The sequence below is a fragment of the Enterobacter sp. SCRI0065 genome, from assembly GCF_059766475.1.
The window spans coordinates 163,893-184,436 of the sequence record NZ_JCBAJB010000005.1; the positions used below are offsets into that span (position 1 = coordinate 163,893).

The following is a 20,544-nucleotide window of genomic DNA, read 5'->3' on the forward strand; positions in this document are numbered from 1 at the left end:
TTGCGCACCTAATAAGATACAGATGGCGTTGATTCAGGAACTCATTATTTAGACTTAATGCTGGAATTTTTATGACTGTCAGTACTCAGCATGAAAGGTGTAATTCCCGCACGGGCCAAATGCGTCAATCTGCCCCATCTGGACATCTCTTCCGAATCGAAAGGGAAACGAGAGTGCCTGTTGACCATCAGACCATAACCAATGATCCGTAAACATATTACGATAAATGAAGCCAGCGTCAGTATGCCAAAGATCCAGTCCCAGCCCCGGACGGTGGTAGTGTTATAGACCTCAATCAGATACCACACGCCAAGAGGAATATGACCCAGAACGACGGCGGCCAGACCCGGGTTGTAGAAGGTTTTGAGTTTGCGGTTAATGATGATGCCATGCACCACAAACTGCCCCATTCCAAACAGTATCTGGGCAATGCCCAGCCAGATAAGATCCGGATAGAAAACGGGAACCAGATAAGCAAACCAGGCCACAACATTGATGAAGGCACAATTTGCCTGGTTGAGTGGATAGATATCCGCCGGTCCCCCCTGAGCATTAAACACCTCGTTTAAAATCCAGGGAGAACCACCAGGCCATCGCATTTCTTCAAACTGATGCCAGCATAAAACAACAAGGTTAAGCAGCAGGATCACCTGAACCTTGCTGATGTCACCAAAAATGCCCCAGCAGATTGCCCCGAGTGCCACGACAAGGCCAATATTGTACCAGCGTCGGATAAGATAATTGAGCATGAGGCATTCCACCGGTATTTATCAGTTATTGACCGTGGCAAGTGCCAGGTCATGTAAGCGAGAGACGCGTTCCAGATGCGATAATCCTGTGAAGAATCCGGATGACAGGAAAATAAACGTCAGGTCCCGTTCAGGATCGACAAGGAAGGACGTCGACCCCCCACCGACTGAAGCAAATGCGCCAGGTGAAGCTGTCTGACCTGCTGCGGTAAAGATATGACCTTCGCCGCGAGCATACCCACCCAGCAACGAGAAATGTGCCGGGAACGGTGCCATGCCGCGAGGCTCCGTTTCAAACAACCACCCGTCATTGGTGAGGTCACCAGTGTGGTTACGATTAGCATAGTCGTACAGTGCAGGTGAAAGATAACGAAGGTCACCCGTTGTCCCGCGTCCCCGATACATCTCGGTAAACCTGAAAACGTCATCAATAGTCGAAAAGGCGTTACCTGCCGGGAATTCAGCCGTACCGGTGAAAAAATTATTACAAGCGTTAAGCAATATCGGTGTCATCGGCGTGCTGTTCTCCTCCGTTGCCGACGCCGGTACACGACGCGTATCAGCCGTATCAATGCCAAAGCTACTGTCATTCATCCCCAGTGGAATGAATAAATCTTCACTGACAATCTGAGCAAAAGAACGACCCCGGCTGTCCGTATTGACCAGCACCTGGCCGAGCAGGTCATAGCCAACGGCCGAGGTGTAAATAACGCGAGTTCCGGGAATATACTCGGTCTGCAGAGCATTAATGGCCTGAGTCTTCGCCCCCAGGTCGCCGACCTTATTGAGCGGCAGTCCCGGTGGGATTAATGCAAATGGCAGCCCGGCAGAGTGTGTTAACAGGTGGCGCAGGGTGGCCCGTTGTTTACCATTGGTCCCAAAGCCCGGCACAAGGTCGTTGACCAGCGTATCCAGGGTAAAGCGCCCTTCGTCGACAGCACGGAGTATCAGCGCGGCCACAAAGGATTTACTCATCGACATCAGCAGGAAACGGTCTGTGTCAGCTGTGGCTCTCTCAGGAGCTACGGTTCCGAATGTCCTGCGGTGGGCAATCTTGCCACCACGAGCGACAATAATACTGGCACCAAAGTTGAGCTGCTTGTCGATATCGCCCTGGATTGCCGCATCGAGACGCGCAAGTGCGCCTTCATCAAGGCCCGCTGACGCTGGGGTGGAAGTGGGTAATGTTGCCTGTGTCATAAAATTGTCCTTTCTGACTGTTTGTTAGAAAACTGAAGCCCGTGTTTTTTGATATAGGTGGTCAGCGCTTCTGGCTGCCCGTCGCTGACGGCAATCCCGACATAACCGTCAGGCCGGAGCAGGTAGGCGGCATCTCGCGCAAACCCGGCTTTACCGAACGCCTCCTGCCAGAGGAAAGGATGAAGCGGAATACGGTGGTTTTCGCACCACAACCTCAGTTCGGACGACGGCGTGCCGTAAACGTGAACCTGCCAGGCAATATTGCTGAGAGAGGTATAATTGTCGTGCCCCTCAAAACGTACGTACGGCAGGCGGTCGCCGCCGCTCACCGTGCCCGCTTTACCGGCGCTGAGGGGGCTGTCCGGATAGTCAAGCATGGTTTGTGAAATAACGCGGAACATGTATTCGCGCACGTTGTCCAGGCCGTAGGCGACGCTGGCAAAGACCGGTGCAATGCGCGTGCGCACAAAATCAGCAAAGCCTCCCTCGGCGGTGGCAAAGCTGAACAGGCGGTCTGTGGTCTCAACGAGTTTATGGGCGAAGGCCCTGCGCTCTGAGTCATAGCTGTCGAGCAGACTGTCCGGTGCCTGCGATTTGAGTACGGCCGAGAGTTTCCAGGCCAGATTGATGGCATCCACGATGCCGGTGTTCATCCCCTGGCCCCCTGCGGGGCTGTGAACGTGAGCCGCATCACCCAGCAGGAAGGCACGCCCGTGTCGGAAGTGATCAGTGACCCGGTGGTGAACGCGGTAGGTTGAGAACCAGTTCACCTTATCGATGCTGATGCCCAGACCTTCAATCGCCGTATGCCCGACATCTTTAAAGGTCAGCGCTTCGGGGTCAGATGCGCGTTCATCCTGGACGGTACCAATCAGGCGGTACTGATTTTGATCCCCATAGGCCATTACAAGGACAAAATCTGACTTATCAAACGCAATATGCGCCTCGCCTGCGGGCTCAACGCCGCTCGCCACAACATCAGCAACGTAAAAGATTTGTTTGTAAGTACCGCCTTCAAAGCCGCTACCCGTCAGGTGACGGATCGGGGAACGTGCTCCGTCACATCCCGCAAGATAAGTGGCCGTGCAGACCTCTTCCTGACCATCCGGTTTTTTCAGCGTGGCGAGGACGTGGTCATCGTGATCTTCAAAGGTGACGAACTCGGTTTCCCGCTCAACTTCAACGCCCAGGCTCCGCAACTTTTCGACCAGGAGCTTTTCATGTTTATCCTGGGGGAAAACCAGCACGAACGGATAGGGGGAAATGTCTTGCCCTGCGTCAGTCAGGGCAATATGCGCTTTGCGTTTACCACGCGCCCACATGTTCATGGCTGGCGTTTTATAGCCCGCTGCCAACACGTCTTCTGCCATATCGAGCTGGCGATAAAGCTCCAGCGTGCGGGCCTGAACGGCCATCGCCCGTGAAGTTTCACCCGGGCCGGTACTTTTATCGACGATGCGAACGGACACACCCTGCTTTGTCAGCCAGATGGCAAGGACGAGGCCGGTGGGACCGGCTCCAACGATAAGAACCTCAGTGTTTGACATAGCTATTCCTTTTCAGTGATGAGACGTGCCGGCACAGGATGACCACACGAGTTTAATGCGAATGTCGGGAATTACACATTAATGACTCTAGAGTCATTAATGTGTAATGTAAAGGTGTAAGCGTTGACTGAGTCACAACAACACTGTAAAAAATCGTCAAAAGAGGAGCTATAGTGACTACAGAAACAGAACGCCCTCAGCGCCGGCGTCGGAAAGAGGCACGCCCGTCAGAAATAATTGATGCTGCGACATGTGTTTTTGCAGAAAAGGGCTACGCGGCAACCAACCTCAACGAGGTTGCCCGTCGCGCCGGGATCGCGAAAGGAACGCTTTATCTCTATTTTGAGACCAAGGAAGATCTCTTCCGAGCCGTGGCACGCACTGCATTTACCGTTAATCTGGAAGGAATGGAGAAGGCCGCTTCAGATTTCGGCAGGCCAGTACGCCTTCTCATCCCTGCGCTTTTACAGGCAGCAGCAAAGGGACCAGCAGACAGTCATATCCCTGCTATCGCGCGGATGGTCATCAGCGAGTCGCGGCAGTTTCCTGATCTTGCCAACATCTGGCATGACAACGTCGTAGCCCGAGTGCTGAACATGCTGTCGGGCGTCCTGGCGGAGGGGCAAAAACGGGGGGAGGTCAGGACTGGAAACCCGCAACTTCAGGCGCTATCCATAGTGGGTCCAATGGTCACGGCCACGCTTTTCAGGGAAATCTTTGCTGAAGACAGTGAACTGCGGCCCGATTTGCAGGATTTAGCTAAAAGTCATACCGATATCATACTAAGAGGGCTTCTTAACTATCCCTCTGAGCAAGCGGACGATGCGTGAAAAGTGTGATCGTGGGAAGTGTTTGTAAACATCTGGCTACGGCCAACGTCCGCTCTTCGCTCACAGCGGACAGTCACGTTCAACAATTTACCGCCAGGATTAGGCCTTTTTAATTTTATAAAGCTTATATATGTATTGAGCCTTCATTATTGAAGGCTCAATACTACCGCATTCTACTGCAGATCTTTTTCCTTCAAAAACTGACTCACCAAATCAGCAATCTGCACATTATTTAAATCAGAGAACGGGAAGTGGGTATTCCCTTTAATTCCCACTTCTGGCAGATGCGTCACCGTCACGTCCCCGCCATGCTTGTTCACCGCGTCACGCCACTCACGGGCCATCGCCAGGCGAACGCGCCAACTGTCCTGCGCGGGCATGGCGACAGGTTTATCCGGTATGTTATCGCCGTAAATAATCAGAATCGGGATTTTGGTCAGTGCCATAAACTGCTCCATTGGCATAGGCTCGCCCTTCAGCGTGTCAAACGCGCTTGGCATAGGGGCAGGGAGTTCCTTTTCCGGGAAGACAAAGCTGCTTCCAGGCTCAAAGGCGACAATGGCTTTGACCTTGTTGTTTTTCATCGCTGTGTACCAGCCTGGTCCGCCACCCTGAGAATGGGTGAAGAGGATCGCCGGGCCGGATTTATCCACGACGGCGGACATCGCATCGGAGATGACATTGATATCAAACGGCCCGGTATTTGGGGTCATCTGACGGAAATACTGGTTCAGTGCTTCTTTGTCGTGAGAGAACTGAACGCCTTTAAAATACTCTGGCCACACGCCAACGCGGAACTGGTTGAACCACATCTGCTCATCCGGTTTTGGCGAAACAGTACCTTCTACCGTCGTGCGTCCGGCGCTGCCCCGGCGTGGCTGATCGACAAGATAAGTTGAGAACCCGCGACGCAGGAAGATGTTCTGGAACCCTTCGCGACCATCCGGGGTGCTTTCCCAGGTACGGGAGAACTGACCTGCGCCGTGCAGCATGACGATAGGGTATTTATGCGGATTCTCCGGAATTTGATAGAACACAGAGGCATGATCGCCATGGTAGGTTTGGCCAGCAGAGTCCAGCGGCTTTTTCGCGTCAAATGTTCCTGGTGCGGTGATGAAAGTGCCACCAGCAGAAAAACTTCCCTGTTCCTGAATGACCAGCGGCTCGGCATAGACCGACTGTGCCACCAGGCCACCGGCCATCACGCAGATGGCCAGCGCTTTTAAGATTGTCTTCACGTTATTTCCTCTTATCAATAAATCAGCTGCGTATCGTCTCTAACCAGCTGGTGACCGTTTCTGTGGTTCTTCGCTCCTGGTCGCATTCAATGACCAGCGGTTTTTCCCGGCGCGCAGTGGGGGCGAGACGGGCAAGGATGTCTTCGCTGTCTCCTTTACCGTAGCCACCGTGAGTTATGAAGGGGATCAGTAATTTGCCCGCAAGGTTATGTCTGCTAAGAAATGCTTGCACTACAGGCGGCACGCTGGTCCCCCAGACAGGAAAGCCTAAATACACGGTCTCGTAGCGTGAGATATCTGCGACGCTATTTTTTAATGCCGGTTTTACGCCTCGCTCACGCTCATTTTTCGCCTGTTCAACGGTCTGGAAATAGTCTTCCGGATAAGGTGTTGCCGGTTCAATTTCAAACAGATCGGTATTCAGGCTACGGTGAATGACGCCCGCAATCACCCGTGTATTTCCGCTGCGGGAAAAGTACGCGACCAGAATCCGGCTTTTACCCTGCACGTTTGCGGTCCCGGTCGCAGCTGATGCCAAAGAAATGTTCGCAAGCGTCAGCCCTGCAAGTGCGGTGATTAACATTCTGCGGTTGGGATCATGCTCCATAACCCACTCCTAATGGTTTGCGAGCGCCTGCTGCAGCGCCTTTTCAGCTCGAGTTGCTGCATCATTTTCGCCATGTTCACGCAGAACCTGTGCCAGCTGGCGTAGCTGCGCTGCCGTCAGGCCGACCCGCATGCTTGCTCGCGTATGCGATAGCAACTGGGCTTCAACGCCTGGTGTGGCTGCTAATGCGCCAACCGTTGCCAGCTCGCGGCTTTGCCAGTCGAGATTATCGCGGGCGAAAATGTCGCCAAACAGATGCGTTTGCAGGAATTGATTAATGACTGGGGCAAAATCAAACAGCGGGCCCTGGACGGGAGCGCCTGAGATTTTTGTCTGGTTTGCGGTACCGACACGGCGAAGCTCATCCCCGACAGGGACAGGGGCGACCGGTTCTTTACCCTCAACGTCTTTGATACCACGTTGTTTACGTGCTTCGACGACATTCATCAGTTCACTAAGCGCATTCAGGCTACGGGGGAAGCCCGTATAGGCATAAAGCTGGACGAGAATCTCTTTGGTTTCGTTTATCGTGAGTCCTGCGTCAAGACCCTGATTCAGGGCGGCATTCAGCTTATCCATCTGACTGCTGGCCATCGATGCCGCAATCAACGGGATGGCCTGTTGGCTGGCTGACAGCGTATCTGAAACCGTTTGTTCGTGGTTCATTTCTGAGGCTCCTTTATTGACGGGCGCAGCATGTGCCGCGAGACCAAAACCAAAGGTCAGCAGTACCGCTGCCGCTAATGCTTTAATGGGCGTGGTATTGTTCATCTGTCACTAACTCCTTCCAGTTAACGCTTTTGCCATCCACAATCCCGGTTATCGCCAGATGCGTCATCGCGCTGCCGGGTACCGCCCCGTGCCAGTGTTTGACGCCCGCCGGGCAAGAGACAACGTCGCCCGCACGGATAACCTGCACCGGCTGGCCTTCTTGTTGGGTGAGCCCAACACCCGAGGTCACAATCAGCCGCTGACCTGCCGGATGCGTATGCCAGGCGGAACGAGCGCCGGGCTCAAACGTGACATAAGCCCCGGAAACAGGGATGTCGTTATCCGGCTTGAAGAGAGGATCAACCCGGACGCGGCCGGTAAAGTTCTCGGCGGGTCCATGCACCGCGTTCTGACTTCCTGCGGGGGCAATATGGACAGCGGGATTTTGCTCCGCTGCCCAGGATGAAAATGTAATAGGCAGTAACAGCCCGAGGTAACGTAAATGTCCGATCATACAAAGCGTCCTTATCAATGAAGAGGGGAATGCCTGCGATGATTTTATCGAGGGGGTGATGACGTCAGGCTGACGCCCCCCTGACAATTCTGTCAGTTAACCCTTTTCCTGGCGCAGTGTCGGAGTGAGCATTGCCCACCGCTTTATCTGCTTGCATCGCAAAGGTGAGGCCAAAGGTGTTGATGCCACCTTCACTACGGGCAAAGACATCCCCCCGGTGCATAATGGCGACGGCACGCACGATCGACAGGCCCAGTCCATGATGGGTATCACTCCTGGCCCGGGAGGTGTCAACGCGATAGAACCGCTCGAAAAGTCGGTGTAAGTGCTCAGGTGTTATTGGATCGCCCGGGTTCGAAACTTCTACCCAGGCTTGATGACCTTTTTCGCTTAAGCGCACCGTAACCGTGCTATTAGACGGCGAATGCCTTGCGCTGTTTTCCAGTAAATTAGCCAGTGAGCGGTGGAACAGTCGCCGATCGATGTCCGCGGTGACGTCGCCCTGAACATCCAGAGAGAGCTGTTTTTCAGCAAAAGAGGGCTCCACATACTCCGCTGTTTTCAGGGTTTCTTCCCGCAGGGATACCTGCGTAAGCTGGGAAGCATGCTCACCCGCGTGAGCATGGGACAGGAACAGCATGTCGTTAACTATCGAGGTCATGCGTTCAAGTTCTTCCAGATTGGAACCCAATAACTCTTCCCGTTCATCCTGCGAGCGTCGGCGCGAGAGCCCCAGTTGCGTCTGGCCGATCAGATTTGTCAGCGGAGTCCGGAGTTCATGCGCAACATCGGCGTTAAAGCTTTCGAGCTGCCTCCAGGCGACCTCTTGCCGTTCCAGCACGCCATTAAAAGATGAGGCTAACTGCTGTAGTTCGTCAGGTAATGCTTCGGTATTCAGGCGCTGACCATGGTCCCCGGGAGCGAGTTGCCGGGCCTGTCTACTGAGCGCCCCAACGGGACGAAGACCGATCCTTGAGACGACGTATCCCAGTAAGGCGACAATCACGACGCCCAGTGCGGTAATGATCAGCAATGTACGCGTGAACGCATCGAGTGTGCCCATGTACGGCGTGGAGTCGATGGCAACCACATAGCGCAACTCAGGCCGCTCACCGTTGGCGGGGATGATTTTCACTAACAGGAACAGCGAGCATGCACCTTCCGATGCTCCGGGCACTTTATTAAAGCCTTCCTGTAAAGAAGACCACTGAACACCTACCGGTGGTGTTCCCCCCATGCTAAAGCGTGGGTTATCGCTCACTATCCAGTAGCGAACGCGTTCACCTTCAGAATTGGTTAACACGGTGAATTTATTGGCAAGCAGTGACCAGCCTTCAGCCGAGGTGCGTGCGGTGATCCACGGACTCATTAATGATTCCCTGAACAGCAGTTCGTTGTGCATCTGCTTTTGCAAAGAATCATGCAAAGAGCTTCTGAGCAAGATACCGATAACGGACACAATCAGTAGCGCGGATAAGGCAAACATCAGCGCCAGGTGAACGGAGATGGAACGCTTAGGCATGCTTACCCCCTTCATTTATGCGGACCGGACTTCGAGGACATAGCCCATGCCACGAACGGTATGCAGCAGTTTGATATCGAACGGGGCATCCACTTTAGCCCGAAGTCGTTTAATGGCCACTTCAACCACGTTGGCATCGCTGTCAAAATTCATGTCCCATATCTGCTCCGCAATCATCATTTTTGACAGAATCTCCCCCTGATGCCGGGCCAGAAGGCTCAGCAGGGAAAACTCTTTTGCGGTCAGTTCCAGCCGCGTTCCGGCGCGGAATACGCGGCGAGCCAGCAGGTCGAGATGCAGATCGTGAATTTGCAGCTGGGTGATGTCTGCGCCATCCGTAGCGCGGCGACGCACCAGTGCCTGAATGCGCGCCACCAGTTCAATAAGCGAAAAGGGCTTAGGGAGATAATCATCCGCGCCAAGACGCAACCCTTTAACGCGCTCGTCGACCGATCCCCGTGCCGAGAGCATCAGCACCGGCGTCTGTTTAGCTGCCCGCACACCCTCTAGTACCCGGTAGCCATCCATCCCCGGCAGCATCACATCCAGTATTATCGCGTCGTAGTCGAACTCCAGTGCGTAATGAAGACCTTCAGCGCCATCAGCAGAGACATCTACCGTAAATCCGGACTCACTCAACGCGCGGTTGAGATAGGTTGACGTTTTTTCTTCATCTTCGACTAACAGCAGGCGCATAGCGGGACTTCCTCTTAACTTTTCAACGGTGCTTCAACATCGGAATAAACCTGCACAGCATCCGGCAGACGTTTCCCCTGGATAGTGATCGCATCCAGTGAGCGGGTAAGCTCGGTCATCTCAGCGGCGGTCAGCGACACGCCGGTAGCCGCTGTGTTTTGCAGCATATGGTCTTTATTGGTAGTGCCAGGGATGGGAACAATCCAGGGTTTACGGGCCAGGAGCCATGCCAGTGCAATCTGCCCCGGCGCGGCATTTTTTCTTATTGCCCAGGATTTCAGTAATTCAACCAGCTGTAAGTTGTGTGGAAGGTTATCAGGTGAGAAGCGTGTTTCTGTCGCGCGGAAATCACCGGCAGCGAACCGGGTATTCTCATCAATCCAGCCCGTTAAAAATTGCACGCCGAGTGGACTCCATGGCACGAACCCAATGCCCAGCTCTTCACACACCGGAAATACCTGCTTTTCAGGGCCGCGCCAGAGCATGGAGTATTCACTTTGCACGGCGGTCACGGGTAATGTGGCATGAGCGCGTCTCAACGTGTTGATGCCCATTTCAGACAGACCCCAGTGCAGGACTTTCCCTTGAGCCATTAAATCTTTCACCGCATCGGCGACATCTTCGATAGGGATCTGCGGGTCAACCCGGTGTTGATACAGTAAATCGATACGATCGGTACGCAGGCGTTTGAGCATATTGTCGACGACCTGCCTGATATGCTCCGGCCTACTGTTAAGGCCCGGCAGACGCTTACCCGTCTGTTGGTCAATGTTCCAGCCAAACTTGGTGGCGATAACGATTTTGTCCCTGAACGGGGCGACGCCTTCCCCGAGAATTTTTTCGACTTCAAACGGGCCGTAGGCTTCAGCAGCGTCGAAGAACGTTACCCCTTCATCAAATGCCCGGTGGATAACATTGATCATCTCGGGACGCCAGGGAACGGAAGTGTCGTATTTGCGACTCATGTTCTGCACGCCCAGACCGACGGCAGAAACTTCCAGCTTCCCGAGTTTACGCTTGCCAGGAGCAGCATTGAGTTGGCTGGGTTGTCTGGATGAATCGACCTGAGAGGACGGGCTCGCCGCTGATACGTGCGGAATCATTGAGGCGGCGGCAATACCGGCCCCGGCGACTAATAGCTTGCGTCGCGCTGGCATTGTTGGGTCATTCTGGCTTTTCATTGATCGCTCCGTTTATCAGAAAATTGAACATGAATCTCATTTAAGCGAGACCATTCTGCGTCGTGATTGCCAACATAAAGCTGACGGTTACCTGACAGCGTTGTCAGAAACACTTATCCATCCCAGTCCGTTTCCTGACAAAAATGTTATTTCCCTGTCACGATGCTGACAGTCCTCTCCGCCTAATCTGAGCCTGCAAATTTGATTCCGCGAGCCTGTAAAACCAGGCCGACACTCAATGGGAGAGACCATGAAATTCACACTTATCAGTGCAATGCTACTCACGGCAATGGCTGGAGTGACCTCAGTCAATGCGGCTGATTACAAAAAAAATCCATTCACACTCGTCTATGACGGTGCCATCACCGAGAACGTCAAAGGCAAGGTCAACATTCACCCCGTGAAATACGATCTGCATGGCATCCAGATTGCTGCGAATGTCTATACCCCAGCTAACTACGATCCCGCCCAAAAATACCCAGCCGTGGTGGTCGCACATCCTAATGGCGGCGTAAAAGAGCAGGTCGCCGGGTTGTATGCCCAGCGTCTCGCCGAGCAGGGCTACATCACGATTACCGCCGACGCGGCTTATCAGGGCGCGAGCGGTGGTATGCCTCGCAGCGTGGATAAACCCGCTAATCGCATTGAGGATATCCACGGCATGGCTGACTACATCAGCCAGTATCCTGGTGTAGATACCGCCCGCCTTGGCCTGCTGGGTATTTGTGGAGGCGGCGGTTATTCACTTGTTGCGGCCGAGACGGACAAGCGGTTCAAATCGATTGCCACCATCAGCATGTTTAATTCAGGCCTTGTGCGCCGCAACGGTATGCAGGATTCACAGCTGGATACTATCCAGCAGCGTCTTCAGCAGGCTTCTGATGCACGCGCTCAGGAAGCCGCAGGAGGAGAAGTGCTTTACTCCGGCGATGCCAACCTGACTGATGAACAGATCGCTAAATTACCTTTTGCCTTGTATCGCCAGGGCTATGAGTACTACTGGAAAACCCACGCTCACCCGAATTCAACGTTCAAATACACCACAAGCAGCTTGTTAGACTTGATGAACTTTGACGTCACGGACCATATCAATCTCATCAATAAACCGCTGCTGATGATTGCCGGTACAAAAGCGGATACGCTCTATATGACGGATGATGCGTTCGCGAAAGCCACCGGTACAAAGGACAAAGAACTCTTCCTGATCGATGGTGCTACTCATATCGAGACGTATTGGGTGCCTAAATATGTAGACCAGGCAATGCAAAAGTTAGACGTCTTCTTCGATAAGAATATTTAATCCGCATCGGTCGATACCCCAGTGGTATCGACTTATCCAGAATTTACCGTTCAGATTAACGGAGTCGGGAGGAAAGATAATTACGCATGGTTAATTGCCACTATGAATGAAATTCATAAAATCATTCGGGCAGGGGATAGTTGTTTTTGACCTGAACAGTCAATGCCATCAAGGCGCTGGCTGCTGTAAACAACGCAATTATCCAGCCCATCGTCCATGGCGTGCCGTCACTGAACAGGGCGAGAAGCAGTGAAGAGATGATGCCGCTGCCGTATTGTAACGCCCCCATTAGCGCCGATGCGGAACCAGCCACATTAGGCACTGCGTCAAGCGCGCAAGCTGTGGATGTCGCCGCGATGATGCCATTCATAGAGAAGAAGACGAATACGGTCCCAACAATCACGGTCATTCCACCTACGCCAAGGCCTGTTGCGACCACCAATATTGTTGCGGCAATCGTGGCGATGAACACGGCATTCTTGAGCAACGCTTCCAGTGGGTAGCGGTGAACCAGGCGTCTGTTGACCATACTCACCGCCATTAATCCCACAATGTTTACTGCAAACAGCCAACCGTAGTGCTGCGGATCAACGCCGAAGTACGTGATGTACACAAACGGGGAGCCAGTGATAAAGGCGTAGGCCGCGACGTAGTAGAACGTTAGACATAGCGTAAAACGCATGTATTTGGCGTTGGTGAGCAAGGCATAGTAGTTGTGAAAGGCTTTGGGGACGGAGGCTTGCGAGCGTTTTTCAGCAGGTAATGTCTCCGGTAACCAACATAACGACATCAGCATTAATGTTCCGATAATCGCCAGCAGCCAGAAAATAGCGTGCCACGAAGTGACTTTAATCATTTGTCCGCCGATCAGGGGGCCGGCAATGGGTGCAATGGCCATAATGATCATCAAAGTTGAAAGCATTTGTGCTGCACGTGTGCGACTAAACAGATCGCGGATCATCGCTCGCGCCAGCATTGGGCCGGTACAGGCTCCCAAAGCCTGAAATACGCGCCAAAAGACGATGTGCACAATATCGGTTGATAATGCACAGCCCACAGAGCCAATAACGAATAAAACCATCCCGATGAACAGTGGCAGGCGTCGCCCGAAATGGTCGCTAATGGGTCCCCAAATCAGCTGTGCGATGCAAAAGCCGATCAAAAATCCTGTGATGGTCAGCTCAGCATTACCCTGTAAATCTTTAGCCATAACCGGCATCGCCGGAAGATAGATGTCGGTTGATAAAGAGGTAACAGCCATCAGGGCGCTGAGAATGAGCAGAAACGATAGCCCGGTTTTTTTAGCGGCAGCCGACTGTGTACGTGCCTGTTGATTAAGCATGGTGATCCGTTAGAGGCGAAGAGATAAGGGCATGTTAACGGGTTTGTTCATGCGGATAATCACAGGCGGGAGCATAGGGACTATGAATGACATTCATTAATATTGTGAATTGTGAAGGCAGAGAAAGTATGGTTTGAACAGGCGCTTATCTTAGCCTTAGCCCAGGATAATCTGATATCCTGGAATACTCGTTCACAACAGGAAGCCTGCACATGCCGCACGTCGATATCAAATGTTTTCCCCGAGACTTGAATGAAGAGCAAAAAACCGCACTGGCGGCGGACATAGCTGAGGTGATTATCCGTCATTTCAACAGTAAGGACGGCTCGGTGTCCGTTGCGTTACAGCAGATTCAGCAGGAAGACTGGAAAGCGCAGGTCTGGGATACGGAGATTGGACCGAAGCTTGATGAGTTGATTAAGAAACCGGGTTACTCGATGTAAGTTGATAAGCCGGGTTGCGCATCGCTGCCCGGCGGCATTTGACGTGTATCCGCGAATTTTTTAATGATTATTTAAGCAGTTCATTCTCGCTTATTTTTTGTCTGGCAACAGACTGAACTTTCCAGACTCCTTTTTCCTTTACCATACAGTCAATAACGGTATGGTTGTTCTTTTCGCCGAATGAGACATAAATGTTTGTGCAGATGGGATCGTATTCAGAAGCTATCACTGACAGATGTTTAGTCCAATCTTCTCCAATATCCTGCGACTTCAGGAAGAAATCTGCATCATAAAATTCATCATCAGCAAAACGGGGATCCTGCGCATGACGTAACCTTTTTAAGGTTTCGACCGTGACATATTTTTCTATTTCAGCGCCATCCGTTATAGGATAACGTTCCGCAGTGACCTGAGCGAGATACCATTTATTAAATTTCAGCGCCGCTTGAGATGCGGTATCACTGTATTTCGCCTGGGCTGAACATGTAATCAGTGCGGCAATAATGATGATTTTTTTCATATCAGTAGTGCCTGTAAAGCTGATAATCAGGGTGAGCTTTCCGGTAAGCACCGCCAGGGTACAAGGTGCGCTGAGCAAAATCACTTAACCACTGATGCCCGTCATAAATACAAACATGACCGTCGGGGTGATTCACTATCGATTGTATCACCGCAACGTCACCCAGCTGCGGAGCGCCATAGACCTTTTGAAAACCGACCTGTGTTAACGTAAGACCCATATCTTTTGCAGAACTAGTCCCCTTGATGGGTAACCCTCCTGCAATAATGGCGTTTTTAACGAAGAGTTCACACTTTCTGTGACTCTCGTGAAAAACATGATTTCTGGCATATACAACGGCAGCATATTTATTCCATGACATTCTATTACGCGCTCCATTCGACAATGCGTTGCTAATGCAACGACGTTGACAATAAGCGCTTTCTATCGCCTTCTGCGGTAGACAAATTGTGTTATATAGAATCTCTATGAATCATTGAAATATAATAGATATAGTCAATTCGGTGCCTTCACTATTTTCCCGCTCGTCACAAACGTTCCCGCCCCCAGATGATGCAGCGTATTCAGCTTGTCGCTATCAAATAACCAACGTCCCGCCACAAATGCGCGTTCATCCGCTGCGGCCGCCACCACTTCGCCAAAGAGCGTGTCGTATTTTTCTGCCGCAGACGTTGCTGGCAATAAACGACACTCCATCCACGCCAGACATTTTTCCTCTATCATCGGCAGACCTAAAACCGGGCCATTCACTACCGGAATACCATAGCTGTTGAACTTATCTTCATCACGACCGCTGACGCTGCCTACGGCGTAGGTCCAGTTGGCTGCCGCCACACCCGGAATCACTATCCCAAACGTGCCGCTGCGCTCGATTAGCTCCCGCGACCAGGCGCTTTTGTCGACCACAATGGCCATTCGCGGGGGCTCAAATTCAACCGGCATCGACCAGGCTGCGGCCATCACGTTACGTCTGCCAATGCTGTCATCACGACTGGTGATCAGCACGGTGGGGCCGTGATTCAAAAGGCGGCTGGCGTGTTTCAACTCGACGGGACGAAAGTGGCTCATAGAAATTCCTCAGTGGGTAGTCAAGCGCATTAAACGACTGAAACGGGGATGAAATCAAGACGCAACACGATCGTCATGCATTCGTCATATTGGCTACCTACAGTGGCGAACATCAAATCCCAAAGAGGATACAAGATGGTCACCGATATCTCGCTCAACGGCGTGTCTTACGCTTTTGGTGCGAACACCGTATTAAATCAAATCGATCTGCACATTGAGGCGGGGAGTGTCGTTGCGCTGCTCGGTCCTTCTGGCTGCGGGAAAAGCACGCTGCTGCGACTGCTCGCGGGCTTAACGTCGCCCGCGCAAGGTGAGATCCACTTTGGCGATCGCCTGGTAGCGAAAGCCGGATGGTCGTTGCCACCAGAGGCGCGCGATATCGGCATGGTCTTCCAGGATTACGCGCTATGGCCGCACATGACGGTGGCGCAGAACGTCGCGTTTCCGCTGAAGATGCGCAATATCCCTCGTCAGGCATGCGAAACACGTGTGGCACAAGCGCTGGCGCGAGTCGGTCTGTGCGAGTTTGCCGATCGCAAACCTGCCGGGCTGTCTGGCGGGCAACAGCAGCGCGTGGCGCTGGCTCGGGCGATTGTCGCCGAGCCGCGCGTTCTGCTGTTTGACGAGCCGCTCTCTAACCTTGATAGCGAACTGCGCGAATCCCTGTGTCAGGAGATGGCCACGCTGCTGCGCCAGCTCGGGACCACTGCCGTTTACGTGACTCACGATCGCCGGGAGGCTGAAATTCTGGCCGATCGAATCGTGCATTTATCTGCTGGCAGCGTCGCTGCCGATCGTTTGATTTCATCCTCAGGGGAGTTCGCATGAAAAAGTCATTATCCGTCAACAAAGGAGTTTTGCTCGCGATGGCGTTATCTTCCGTCATGATGTCCAGTGCTCACGCGCTGACCGTTTACACCGCCGGGCCAGGATCGCTTGCGAAAAACCTGGCCAGCGGTTTTGAAAAGAAAAGCGGCGTTAAGGTCGATATTTTCCAGGCGACCACCGGTAAGGTGATGGCGCGACTGGAAGCCGAACAGGCTAATCCGCAGGCGGATATTTTAATTTCTGCCTCGTGGGATACCGCTGAAGATCTGCACACTCGCGGCTGGCTGCTGCCGTACCAGAGTGCCAATGCCGAGAAAGTCCCGGCTGAGCTGAAATCTGCCGATTATGTGGCTCAGGGCATCTCCGCGCTGGGCATTGTATGGAATACCAAAAGCGGCACGCCAGAGCCCAAAGAGTGGCAAGACCTGACGACCGAGGCGTTTAAGGATAAAGTCACCACGCCCGACCCGGCTCTTTCAGGTGCCTCGCTGGATTTGCTGATCGGTCTGCAAAACGGCATGGGCGACAAAGCCTGGTCGCTGTTTGATGAACTGAAAAAGAACGGCATGGTGGTCAGCGGCCCTAACGCCCAGGCGGTCACGCCGGTAATGCAGGGCGCAAAAGCGGCCGTTTTTGGCGCGGTGGATTATGTCTCTTACGGCAACATCAACCAGGGTGAATCCCTGAAGGTGATCTTCCCGGCCAGCGGCACGGTGATTGCCCCACGCCCGATGATGATCCTCAAATCTACACAGCATGCTGACGATGCAAAAGCATTTGTGGATTACGTCTTATCACCCGAAGGCCAGGCTATGGTCGCCGATGCATGGCTGATGCCAGCGCGCGTTGACGTGAAGGCCAAACGCCCGCTGCTCAACGAGTTGAAAATCCTGCCAACCAAAAGCGACGGCAGTAGCGAGCGCGGCGATATCCTCAAGCGTTTCAACGCCATCTTCTCTCTGTAAATCACGTTGACGGGGGCAGCCCCGTCTTTTGGATTGCCTCGTGAATCAACGACTACTCGCTCTGATGACGTTTACGCTGCTGGGGATTCTGGTGGCGCTTCCCCTTGTCTTCATCCTTTTACAGGCGGTTTTTCCGCAGTTAAGCGCCGGTTCGCTATCTGGCGCTTTCACCGGGATTAACGTCCTGTTCGGTGAGCCGCAGTTAGCCTCAATGCTGGGTGGTACGTTGCAAATTGCCTTCGGCGTTGCGCTGGTCAGCATGCTGATAGGCCTTCCGCTCGGTGTCGCTCGTGGACTCTTTAATCTGCCGTTACCGCGTCTGTGGGACCTGTTGTTTTTGATTCCATTTCTGACGCCGCCCTATATCGCTGCGCTGTCGTGGATGCTGGTATTACAGACCAACGGCTATTTGCAGCAGATCACCGGGCTTAATCTGAACACTCTGCTGTTCAGCAAAACGGGCATCGTGCTGGTGATGGCGCTGAATATTTTCCCGGTGATTTATTTCGCGGTTTCTCGCAGCTTGCTTGCCAGCGGACAACGGCTGGCGATGGTGGCACGTGTCCACGGAGCCAGCGCCTGGCGCGCCTTTTGGCATATTACGCTGCCGATGGTCTCTCCGGCGCTGGCGGCGGGGATGCTGCTGTCCTTCACGTTGGCAATCGAAGAATACGGCGTTCCGGCAGCATTAGGGACTCGCTCTGGAGTGCTGATGTTAACCACCGGTATTGAGAAAAAACTGGCCGACTGGCCGATAGATCTCTCCGGCGCGTCGTTGCTTTCTGTGGTGCTGGTGACCATAGCGTTATGCGCCTGGTGGCTACAGAAAAAGCTGACGGGCGATCGGGATGTGACCAGCGTGACGGGCAAACCGACTGAAAATATGGGCGCGGATGCAGGCGTGTTTACGCTTCCGATCGTGCTGATGATGGCGTTGATCGGTACGATCGCAGTCATTCTTCCCGGTGCATCCATGGCGCTCTCTGGCGTGCTGGGAACACTCTCCGGCGGCGTCACTCCTGATAACTTAACCCTCTCGCATTATGCGGCGTTGTTCAGTCAGCAGGGAGATGCGCTAACCGCGCTCGGCACCAGCCTGTCTCTGGCACTCGGCACCGCTCTTATCACCGGCCTGATTGGCCTGGTTGTTTCGTGGCTGGTGGTGATGCAAAAGATAAAAGGGCGCGGGGTGCTCGATGCGTTGTCGCTGATGCCTGCCGCACTTCCGGGGATCGTGGTCGGCGTGGGACTGATCCTGCTATGGAACCGCGCATTCTGGCCCGTTTCGCCGTACAACAGTTGGGCCATATTGCTGCTTTCCTACTGCTGCCTGCTGCTCCCGTGGCCGGTGCGTTATGTCGGCAGCGCACTGCGCCAGCTCGGTGGCAATCTTGAACCTGCCGCGCGGGTTCATGGGGCGTCGGCATTCCAGGCGCTACGGTTTATCGTCCTGCCGCTAGTGTCGCCCGCGATGCTGGCAGCGATGTTGATGGTGTTCGCGATTGCGTCGCGCGAGCTGGTGACGTCGCTGCTGCTTGCACCCGCCGGAACGCAGACGGTGTCGGTGTTTATCTGGCGTCAGTTTGAACAAGGCTCGATTGGGCAAGGAATGGCGATGGCGACGTTAACGCTGTTAACCGGGCTGATATTGATGCTGACCGCGCTTGGGATCGTGCAGCGAGGGGCTCGCAGATAAAAAGCACTTTTGCGCCAGTGGGGACGTCAAAATAGTTTATAAACAGGGAATCTCTTTTCAAGGAAGCATCACGATGTCCCCATTTCTGATCGCGTATTTAGCCCGAATCGGCATGCAGCAGCCGGTATCCGTTGATCTCGATACCCTGCGCGCTCTGCATTTACAGCATAACGCCTCGATTCCGTTTGAGAATATTGACGTGGTGCTACCGCGTGAAATCCAACTCGACGATCAATCCGTAGCCGACAAACTCGTTTCTGCCCGTCGCGGAGGATATTGTTTTGAGCAAAACGGGCTTTTCGAGCGTGTATTACGGGAGGTCGGTTTTAACGTTCGCAGCGTGCTGGGCCGCGTGATACTGGCGAATCCACCGCAAATGCCGCCACGCACGCATCGTCTGATTCTGGTTGAACTCAGCGGTGAACGCTGGATTGCCGACGTGGGGTTTGGTGGGCAGACGCTAACCGCGCCAATCCGGCTGATCGCGGGCGTCGAGCAGGCCACACCGCATGGATTGTACCGCCTGATGAGCGAGGGCAACGACTGGGTGTTGCAGTTCCGCCATCACGAACATTGGCAGTCTATGTACCACTTCGATCTGGCAACACAGTATTTCACCGATTACGTGATGGGCAATTTCTGGTCAGCCCACTGGCCGCAATCTCATTTCCGCCACCATTTGCTGATGTGTCGTCATCTGCCGGACGGCGGCAAGCTAACCCTCACCAATTTCCACTTTACCCACTGGCAGGGAACGCAAGCCATCGAGCAGATTAACTTACCCGATGCAGCTGCACTTTATGAACTCATGAAGGAAAGATTTGGTCTGGGCGTGGACGATCCTAAGCATGGATTTACGCTGGCGGAACTGACGGCGGTTATGGCGGGATTTGATACACACCCGGAAGCGGGGAAATAGGACGGGAAGGGGCGTTTGCCCCTTAGCATTTAGCCGATAAGTACTTTTGTCCGCATTCTTACGGACTCGAGTTCTTCAACTGTTGCCGTTCCCTTTTTTATAGCGTTTCTTGCCTGCCAGTCCATACTCTTTATCTGGTCGGCAAGAGCAACGCTGGGCCGAGCGCCGCTGATGGCGACCTCAAAAGGATATCCCTTAACCTGCGACGTTAATGGGCAACACAGCATTAAACCGGTGCGACCATTATAAGTGGCTGGCGAGATAACCAAAGCCGGTCGATGTCCCGCCTGTTCATGGCCAGACTGTGGGTCAAAATCAAGCCAGACAACATCTCCAGCTTCCGGAACGTAATCCATTACAACTGCTCCTTACCTTGTGGTTTACCAAAGGAAATTTCGTGATGCAGATTTTCATCCGTGATGGCTGATAACAGCGATTCGAGCGACGGCTCGTCGTTTCTGACGGGTGACAAAATGATGCGTCCTTCTTCGTCTACGTTGATATTCACCACATCATCAACGTTCAGTTCGGCTTCACGCATTACGGCGACAGGAAGCCTGACGGAAGGGCTGTTTCCCCATTTTTTAACGGTGACCTGTGGCATAAAAAAACTCCAGATGGATATACAATGTATATCCATTATGGGTCTATGGGTTTACTGTGTCAAC

At 53.3% G+C, this 20,544-nt stretch carries 23 protein-coding genes; 7 read left to right on the plus strand and 16 right to left on the minus strand.

Annotation, left to right across the window (positions count from 1 at the left end):
• Positions 1-44 precede the first annotated feature (44 nt).
• The 3 genes from AC6EMZ_RS15445 to AC6EMZ_RS15455 are packed head-to-tail and all read right to left on the minus strand — an operon-like array spanning position 45 to position 3,496.
• Complete coding sequence (locus AC6EMZ_RS15445; protein WP_498403459.1) at positions 45-749, minus strand: HXXEE domain-containing protein; 705 nt, start codon at positions 747-749, stop codon at positions 45-47.
• 21 nt (positions 750-770) lie between these two features.
• Positions 771-1,949 (minus strand): serine hydrolase domain-containing protein, encoded by a 1,179-nt coding sequence (locus tag AC6EMZ_RS15450; RefSeq protein ID WP_498403461.1) that lies wholly within the window; start codon positions 1,947-1,949, stop codon positions 771-773.
• A complete protein-coding gene (locus tag AC6EMZ_RS15455; protein ID WP_498403462.1) occupies positions 1,946-3,496 on the minus strand; it encodes an FAD-dependent monooxygenase in 1,551 nt (516 codons plus the stop codon). Before AC6EMZ_RS15455 ends, AC6EMZ_RS15450 begins: the two co-directional genes overlap by 4 nt.
• A gap of 173 nt (positions 3,497-3,669) precedes the next feature.
• Between AC6EMZ_RS15455 and AC6EMZ_RS15460 the strand changes: the two genes are divergently transcribed.
• Positions 3,670-4,326, plus strand: a complete 657-nt coding sequence (locus AC6EMZ_RS15460; protein WP_498403463.1) for a TetR/AcrR family transcriptional regulator — start codon at positions 3,670-3,672, stop codon at positions 4,324-4,326.
• Positions 4,327-4,499: 173 nt separating this feature from the next.
• Here the strand turns inward: AC6EMZ_RS15460 and AC6EMZ_RS15465 are convergent, their stop codons facing one another.
• The 7 genes from AC6EMZ_RS15465 to AC6EMZ_RS15495 all read right to left on the minus strand — a co-directional run bounded on the left by AC6EMZ_RS15465 (position 4,500) and on the right by AC6EMZ_RS15495 (position 10,795).
• Positions 4,500-5,564, minus strand: a complete 1,065-nt coding sequence (locus AC6EMZ_RS15465) for an alpha/beta hydrolase (protein ID WP_498403465.1) — start codon at positions 5,562-5,564, stop codon at positions 4,500-4,502.
• Positions 5,565-5,586: 22 nt separating this feature from the next.
• Positions 5,587-6,171, minus strand: a complete 585-nt coding sequence (locus AC6EMZ_RS15470; protein WP_498403466.1) for a flavodoxin — start codon at positions 6,169-6,171, stop codon at positions 5,587-5,589.
• A 9-nt stretch (positions 6,172-6,180) separates the two neighbouring features.
• Positions 6,181-6,942 (minus strand): carboxymuconolactone decarboxylase family protein, encoded by a 762-nt coding sequence (locus AC6EMZ_RS15475; RefSeq protein ID WP_498403467.1) that lies wholly within the window; start codon positions 6,940-6,942, stop codon positions 6,181-6,183.
• Positions 6,920-7,396 carry a (R)-mandelonitrile lyase gene (locus AC6EMZ_RS15480; RefSeq protein ID WP_498403468.1) on the minus strand — a complete coding sequence of 159 codons (477 nt, stop codon included), beginning with the start codon at positions 7,394-7,396 and terminating at the stop codon, positions 6,920-6,922. The genes AC6EMZ_RS15475 and AC6EMZ_RS15480 overlap by 23 nt, the downstream gene beginning before the upstream one ends.
• Before the next feature lie 64 nt (positions 7,397-7,460).
• Complete coding sequence (locus AC6EMZ_RS15485) at positions 7,461-8,918, minus strand: heavy metal sensor histidine kinase (RefSeq protein ID WP_498403469.1); 1,458 nt, start codon at positions 8,916-8,918, stop codon at positions 7,461-7,463.
• Positions 8,919-8,933: 15 nt separating this feature from the next.
• Positions 8,934-9,614: a heavy metal response regulator transcription factor gene (locus AC6EMZ_RS15490; protein WP_285923421.1), complete on the minus strand. Its 681-nt coding sequence runs from the start codon at positions 9,612-9,614 to the stop codon at positions 8,934-8,936.
• A gap of 14 nt (positions 9,615-9,628) precedes the next feature.
• Entirely contained in the window at positions 9,629-10,795 is a 1,167-nt protein-coding gene (locus AC6EMZ_RS15495; RefSeq protein WP_498403470.1) for an aldo/keto reductase, read from the minus strand.
• A gap of 250 nt (positions 10,796-11,045) precedes the next feature.
• On the opposite strand from AC6EMZ_RS15495, the gene AC6EMZ_RS15500 reads away from it, so the two are divergent.
• Entirely contained in the window at positions 11,046-12,095 is a 1,050-nt protein-coding gene (locus tag AC6EMZ_RS15500) for an alpha/beta hydrolase (protein ID WP_498403471.1), read from the plus strand.
• A 121-nt stretch (positions 12,096-12,216) separates the two neighbouring features.
• Here AC6EMZ_RS15500 and AC6EMZ_RS15505 read toward each other — a convergent pair whose 3' ends face one another.
• Positions 12,217-13,437 (minus strand): multidrug effflux MFS transporter, encoded by a 1,221-nt coding sequence (locus AC6EMZ_RS15505; protein WP_498403472.1) that lies wholly within the window; start codon positions 13,435-13,437, stop codon positions 12,217-12,219.
• A gap of 212 nt (positions 13,438-13,649) precedes the next feature.
• Here AC6EMZ_RS15505 and pptA point away from each other — a divergent pair, with 212 nt between their 5' ends.
• Positions 13,650-13,880: a tautomerase PptA gene (gene pptA / locus AC6EMZ_RS15510; RefSeq protein ID WP_498403473.1), complete on the plus strand. Its 231-nt coding sequence runs from the start codon at positions 13,650-13,652 to the stop codon at positions 13,878-13,880.
• A 67-nt stretch (positions 13,881-13,947) separates the two neighbouring features.
• Here pptA and AC6EMZ_RS15515 read toward each other — a convergent pair whose 3' ends face one another.
• From AC6EMZ_RS15515 to AC6EMZ_RS15525, 3 genes are all read right to left on the minus strand, one after another.
• The gene (locus AC6EMZ_RS15515) at positions 13,948-14,400 is read right to left on the minus strand and encodes a DUF3828 domain-containing protein (protein WP_498403474.1); all 453 of its coding nucleotides are present in this window, start codon (positions 14,398-14,400) and stop codon (positions 13,948-13,950) included.
• Position 14,401: 1 nt separating this feature from the next.
• Positions 14,402-14,761, minus strand: a complete 360-nt coding sequence (locus AC6EMZ_RS15520; RefSeq protein ID WP_498403476.1) for a CHAP domain-containing protein — start codon at positions 14,759-14,761, stop codon at positions 14,402-14,404.
• Positions 14,762-14,895: 134 nt separating this feature from the next.
• Positions 14,896-15,468 (minus strand): flavin reductase family protein, encoded by a 573-nt coding sequence (locus AC6EMZ_RS15525; RefSeq protein ID WP_498403477.1) that lies wholly within the window; start codon positions 15,466-15,468, stop codon positions 14,896-14,898.
• A gap of 135 nt (positions 15,469-15,603) precedes the next feature.
• Between AC6EMZ_RS15525 and AC6EMZ_RS15530 the strand changes: the two genes are divergently transcribed.
• From AC6EMZ_RS15530 to nhoA, 4 genes are all read left to right on the plus strand, one after another.
• Positions 15,604-16,296: an ABC transporter ATP-binding protein gene (locus AC6EMZ_RS15530; RefSeq protein WP_498403478.1), complete on the plus strand. Its 693-nt coding sequence runs from the start codon at positions 15,604-15,606 to the stop codon at positions 16,294-16,296.
• Positions 16,293-17,261: an ABC transporter substrate-binding protein gene (locus AC6EMZ_RS15535; RefSeq protein WP_498403479.1), complete on the plus strand. Its 969-nt coding sequence runs from the start codon at positions 16,293-16,295 to the stop codon at positions 17,259-17,261. The genes AC6EMZ_RS15530 and AC6EMZ_RS15535 overlap by 4 nt, the downstream gene beginning before the upstream one ends.
• A 40-nt stretch (positions 17,262-17,301) precedes the next feature.
• Positions 17,302-18,957, plus strand: coding sequence for an ABC transporter permease (locus AC6EMZ_RS15540; protein WP_498403480.1), 1,656 nt, complete (start codon positions 17,302-17,304; stop codon positions 18,955-18,957).
• A gap of 73 nt (positions 18,958-19,030) precedes the next feature.
• Entirely contained in the window at positions 19,031-19,876 is an 846-nt protein-coding gene (nhoA, locus tag AC6EMZ_RS15545) for an N-hydroxyarylamine O-acetyltransferase (RefSeq protein ID WP_498403481.1), read from the plus strand.
• A 29-nt stretch (positions 19,877-19,905) separates the two neighbouring features.
• On the opposite strand, the gene mazF is transcribed toward nhoA, so the two are convergent.
• Both mazF and AC6EMZ_RS15555 read right to left on the minus strand, forming a co-directional pair.
• Complete coding sequence (gene mazF, locus AC6EMZ_RS15550; protein WP_498403483.1) at positions 19,906-20,232, minus strand: endoribonuclease MazF; 327 nt, start codon at positions 20,230-20,232, stop codon at positions 19,906-19,908.
• Positions 20,232-20,480 carry an AbrB/MazE/SpoVT family DNA-binding domain-containing protein gene (locus AC6EMZ_RS15555; RefSeq protein ID WP_498403484.1) on the minus strand — a complete coding sequence of 83 codons (249 nt, stop codon included), beginning with the start codon at positions 20,478-20,480 and terminating at the stop codon, positions 20,232-20,234. Before AC6EMZ_RS15555 ends, mazF begins: the two co-directional genes overlap by 1 nt.
• Between the last annotated feature and the right edge of the window lie 64 nt (positions 20,481-20,544).